Origin of the sequence: Candidatus Ruminimicrobium bovinum (assembly GCF_902760015.1) — a bacterium.
Lineage (GTDB): Bacteria > Elusimicrobiota > Endomicrobiia > Endomicrobiales > Endomicrobiaceae > Ruminimicrobium > Ruminimicrobium bovinum.
Genome location: NZ_CACWEU010000179.1, coordinates 1 through 4641, shown reverse-complemented (window position 1 = coordinate 4641; position 4641 = coordinate 1). Strand labels below are relative to the sequence as shown.

Annotated in this window: 5 protein-coding genes; 1 reads left to right on the top strand and 4 read right to left on the bottom strand. The window is 32.4% G+C overall.

Annotated features, from left to right (window positions below; genetic code table 11):
* On the top strand, nt 1-839 hold an 839-nt coding region (locus ACMUOV_RS06095; RefSeq protein ID WP_413854220.1), incomplete at its 5' end, for a peptidoglycan DD-metalloendopeptidase family protein.
* Between the two features lie 5 nt (nt 840-844).
* On the opposite strand, the gene ACMUOV_RS06090 is transcribed toward ACMUOV_RS06095, so the two are convergent.
* From ACMUOV_RS06090 to ACMUOV_RS06075, 4 genes are all read right to left on the bottom strand, one after another.
* Nucleotides 845-1840, bottom strand: coding sequence for a hemolysin family protein (locus tag ACMUOV_RS06090; RefSeq protein WP_413854219.1), 996 nt, complete (start codon nt 1838-1840; stop codon nt 845-847).
* Nucleotides 1825-2238, bottom strand: coding sequence for an rRNA maturation RNase YbeY (gene ybeY, locus ACMUOV_RS06085; RefSeq protein WP_413854218.1), 414 nt, complete (start codon nt 2236-2238; stop codon nt 1825-1827). The genes ACMUOV_RS06090 and ybeY overlap by 16 nt, the downstream gene beginning before the upstream one ends.
* Nucleotides 2238-3692: an HD family phosphohydrolase gene (locus ACMUOV_RS06080; RefSeq protein WP_413854217.1), complete on the bottom strand. Its 1455-nt coding sequence runs from the start codon at nt 3690-3692 to the stop codon at nt 2238-2240. Before ACMUOV_RS06080 ends, ybeY begins: the two co-directional genes overlap by 1 nt.
* A 4-nt stretch (nt 3693-3696) precedes the next feature.
* Nucleotides 3697-4641, bottom strand: a 945-nt coding sequence (locus ACMUOV_RS06075; protein ID WP_413854216.1) for an amino acid--tRNA ligase-related protein, incomplete at its 5' end; no start/stop codon positions are given.

Genomic DNA, 4641 nt, shown 5'->3' with positions numbered 1-4641 from the left:
TGCAATCTGCAATTGTTGCCGACCTTCCTACTTTTACAAGGCAGGAACTTATTTCAAATATTGAAGACCGGCTTAAATATATGTCGTGCAGAGTAAAAGGAGTAAAATTTTATATATATAAAGTTAAACCGAGAGAAAACCTTTGGACTATTGCAAAAAAACACGGTTATTCCGTTCATACCATAATAGGTTGCAACCCTCAACTTGAAACATATAATGTATATGTTAATCAAAAACTTTTAATGCCGAACATAGGCGGTTGTTTGCACCCGGTATCAAAAGAAGATACAATTGAAAGTATAGAAAAAAGATACGATATTGACGAAAAGCAATTAAGAGAAGTTAATATCAATTTATCAAACTTAAATCAATGTGAATATATTTTTATTCCGAGAAGAAGACCGGCAGTTGATTTAATGAACGAAAAAATGCAGGAAAAATATGCTTTAAGAGATTTATTTATTTCTCCGCTTGCAGGCAGGTTAAGCAGTGTATTCGGAACAAGGAAACACCCCGTAACAGGGCAAATAAGTAAACACGGCGGAATTGATATTGCCGTTAAAGAAGGCACATGGGTAGGTGCGGCGGCTGACGGAATAGTTACAGTTGCAGGTTCGGGAGTCGGACATTACGGAACGGCTGTTTTTATAGATCATCAAAACGGATATGTAACACATTACGGTCATTTATCAAAAGTGCATGTAAGGGTAGGTCAAAAAGTTAAAGCAGGGCAACTCATAGCAAAAAGCGGTTCTACAGGAAGAGCAACAGGACCGCATCTTCATTTTACCGTTAAGAAAAACGGTCAAAGTTTAGACCCTCTGAAATTTTTATGGTAATAATTTTAAAGTTCATACTCGTCAAGAATTTCACCTACTATTTCTTCTATAATATCTTCCAAAGTTACCATGCCTAAAATTCTATCATTTGAATTTTTAACAAAAGCTATATGTGTTTTACCGGATTGTAACTCTCTTAAAAGTTCTCCTATTTTTTTATCGGAATCTATAAAATATGCTGGTTTTATAAAACTCTTTATTTTAAATTCTTTTTGTTGCTGCCACATAAGTAAAATATCGTTTATATGTATATAACCTATAATATTTGATTTTGAATTTTTATATACCGGAACTCTGCTTCTTGAAGTTTCAACAACCATATCAATAAAAATTTCCGTTTCATTATCTATATTGACGGATTCTATATCTTTAAAAGGTGTCATTATTTTTGAAACCGGTGTTTCGGTAAACCATAAAGACCTTTCAATCATCAATGAAATATCTTTATCAAAAATACCTTCGTTATCCGCTTCCAAAATTAAAGTTTTCACTTCTTCTTTGCTTAAAACGGAATATTCATCTTCGTCATTATTTTTAAATATAAAATCCAACAATTTCACTACTGGAAACAAAAAAGGTTTTGTTAAAGTCTCAAGTTTTGATAAAATCGGAACGGCAAACAATGTAATTTGCTGGGAATGCCCTCTGCTGTAAATTTTTGGAGTTATTTCACCGACTATTAAAACGATAAACGTTGCAATAAGCCATGTTATAAATTCAACAATACTTCTGTCTATTGCCCAAAAAACGGTTACGGCAAGCCATCCCGCCAAAAAACTTACCATCATATCCGAAAAAACATTTCCGGTTAAAATTACCGTCAACAAATAATACGGACTGTTTAACCACCTTAAAAGCGGTTTTGCCATTGATTTTTTTAAAACGATTAATTTTTTTACTCTGTATTTGGAAAGACTGTTTAATGCAATTTCGGATGCCGACCAAAATGCCGACAACATTAAAAAAAATATAAGTAAAACAAAACCTAAGAAAACAAACATTTGAATATTTTATCCTGTTTGGAAAACATCAATGTTTTATTCTCAACATCGTAATCCGTATATCCTTCAAGATGAAGAATTGAATGAATTACAAGGTAGCACAATTCCTGTTGATAAGTAAACCCGTATTTTTTTGCATTTTTTTGCGGTCTGTTATCCGAAATATAAATATCACCTAAAAATAATTTTTCGTCAACCAAAAAAGAAATAACATCAGTTATTCTGTTAACTTTTCTATATTTTCTGTTCATTTTTTTTATTTCAATATCACTTATTTGCGTAAAACTGATGCTGTAATTTTTTATTTTTTCATATTTTAAAGTAAATTCCGCCGTTTTTTTCATAAGCGGAACAAATTTTTCATTAAACCCCGTAAATATAAGTTCTTTTTGTTTCATTATTTTTCTTCCGTTTTTTTATAATCTATTCTTGCATGATAAATTCCGCATAAAGTTGCAGTCATACTGTCTGCAATTTTTGCCAAATCATTTAAAGTAATGGAACAGTTCGAAAATTGTCCGTCGGTAAATTTATTGTTTATAACTTTTTCTACAAGTTCTTTAAGTTTTCCGGCATTTTTATCGGGAATTATTCTTGAAATTGCTTCAACCGAATCGGCTATCATTAAAATTGCGGTTTCTTTGCTGGTAGGTTTACTTCCCGGATAACGAAAATCCTGTTCATTAACATCTTTACTGTTTTCCAATGCCCTGAAATAAAAATATTGTATTAAAGATGTTCCGTGATGTTGCCTGATAAAATCAACAACCACTTCATCTATTTTATATTTTCTTGCAAGTGCAACACCGTCTTTAACATGTGAAATTAAAACAAGCCCTGACATTGAAGGCGATAAATTATCGTGAGGATTTTCGTTTTTATTTTGGTTTTCAATAAAATATTCGGGGTTTTTAAGTTTACCTATATCGTGGTAATAAGCACCTGTTCTTGTAAGCAAAGAATCCGCACCTATTGCCGTAGCCGCCTGTTCCGCAAGGGATGCCGTTATTAAACTGTGATGGTAAGTTCCCGGGGCCTCAACCATCAATCTTTTTAAAAGAGGGTTGTTAAAATCGGAAAGTTCTACAAGTTTTATATTTGTTGTTCTTGAAAAGAGCATTTCCAAAAGAGGAAGTGCAGCCAGTATAATTAAAACAGATATAAAACTGTTAAGCATTGCAAACCATAAAGACAAACCGACTGACTGGACTTCAAAAAATCCTAAAATATGAAAAATTATAAGCATTCCTGCCATAACAACAAAAATTTTAAAACCTATTTTTGAAAACTGAGAACGACTGTGTATTTGGCGAATATTTATAAGTGCAACCAATGCACTTGCAACATGCATAATCGGAAGTGCGGCATGAAAACCGTTTGTCATCAACATAAAAACTGCCGTTACCATTATATATATTAAACTGAATTTTATTGATATTAACAATGATAATAAAACGGCAAATGCCGAAACGGGAAAAGCTATAACAGAAAGACTATCTTGAAGAATTTGAAAAAATAAAAAAGAAATTATTGTTATAAAACACATAAGCATAACAACATTTGAATTTTTGATATTTTCTTTTTCCTGGTCGGCAAAATAAAAAATAACAAGTATAAATATTAATGAAAGGAAAATAAAAACAAATAAAAAATTTTTATAAGTGCTGCCAAGCTGGCTTAGTATCATAAAAAACAAAAGACAATAAGAAATAATACCTGTTACTGCCGGTTTTATTTTTATTTCTTTTTTAAAAATATTATTTTTTGACAACCTGATATTAGGGGCATAAACATCACTGTCATCTAATTTTTTTATTAGAAGAAGTAAAAAATTTTCTATTTTATTTTTCAACCAGCTATTTAGTTTCTCCACCGTTTTTACTTCCTTCGGTTTGTTTTACTTCTATTTTTTTATTTATTTTTATACCGAGTTCTCTTAATTGTTTTTCGGCAACCTCCGCCGGTGCATTTGATAACGGACAAATTGCTTTTTGTGTTTTAGGAAAAGCTATAACTTCTCTAATTGATTCTTCCCCTACAAGCAATGCACATAACCTGTCAAAACCTATTGCAAGCCCGCCGTGAGGAGGTGCACCGTAAGTTAATGCATCAAGTAAAAAACCGAATTTTTCTTTTGCCGATTCTTCGGTAATATTTAAAAGATTAAATACTTTTGCCTGCATATCGGATTTATGTATTCTTATCGAACCGCCTCCGAGTTCAACACCGTTTAAAATAACATCATAAGCCCTTGCCTTTGCCTTGCCTGCCTGTTCCTGAGTCAATTTATCAACATCTTCATCTTTTACCGCTGTGAAAGGATGATGGTTTGCAACCCATCTTTTTTCTTCCTTATCCCATGCAAATAAAGGGAAATCAACCACCCATAAAAAATTGAATTTATTTTTGTCTATAAGTCCTAATTCTTTACCCATTTTTATTCTTAATGCGCCGAGCCCCTGTGCAACAATTTCCGGCTCGTCGGCTAAAAACACAACCAAATCACCGTCTTTTGCTTCAAGTTTATTTATTATTGTATCTATTTCTTCTTTGGTGAAAAATTTTACGATATTTGATTCTGCACCGTTTGAGGTTATTTTCATCCAGGCAAGCCCTTTTGCACCGAATTCACCGACGAATTTTGTAAGCCCGTCAATTTCGGACCTTGAAAATTTCGCACCGCCTGTTATACATAAACCTCTTACGACATTACCTTTTGCTATAACATTTTTAAATACTCCGAAACCGCAATTTGCAAGTTCCTTTGTAAAATCTTTTATTTCCATTGCAAACCTTGTATC

What these genes read in the sequence shown, in the direction of transcription:
- ACMUOV_RS06090 (WP_413854219.1), bottom strand. Translation starts at nt 1,840, where the DNA reads ATGTTTGTTTTCTTAGGTTTTGTTTTACTTATATTTTTTTTAATGTTG.
- ybeY (WP_413854218.1), bottom strand. Translation starts at nt 2,238, where the DNA reads ATGAAACAAAAAGAACTTATATTTACGGGGTTTAATGAAAAATTTGTT.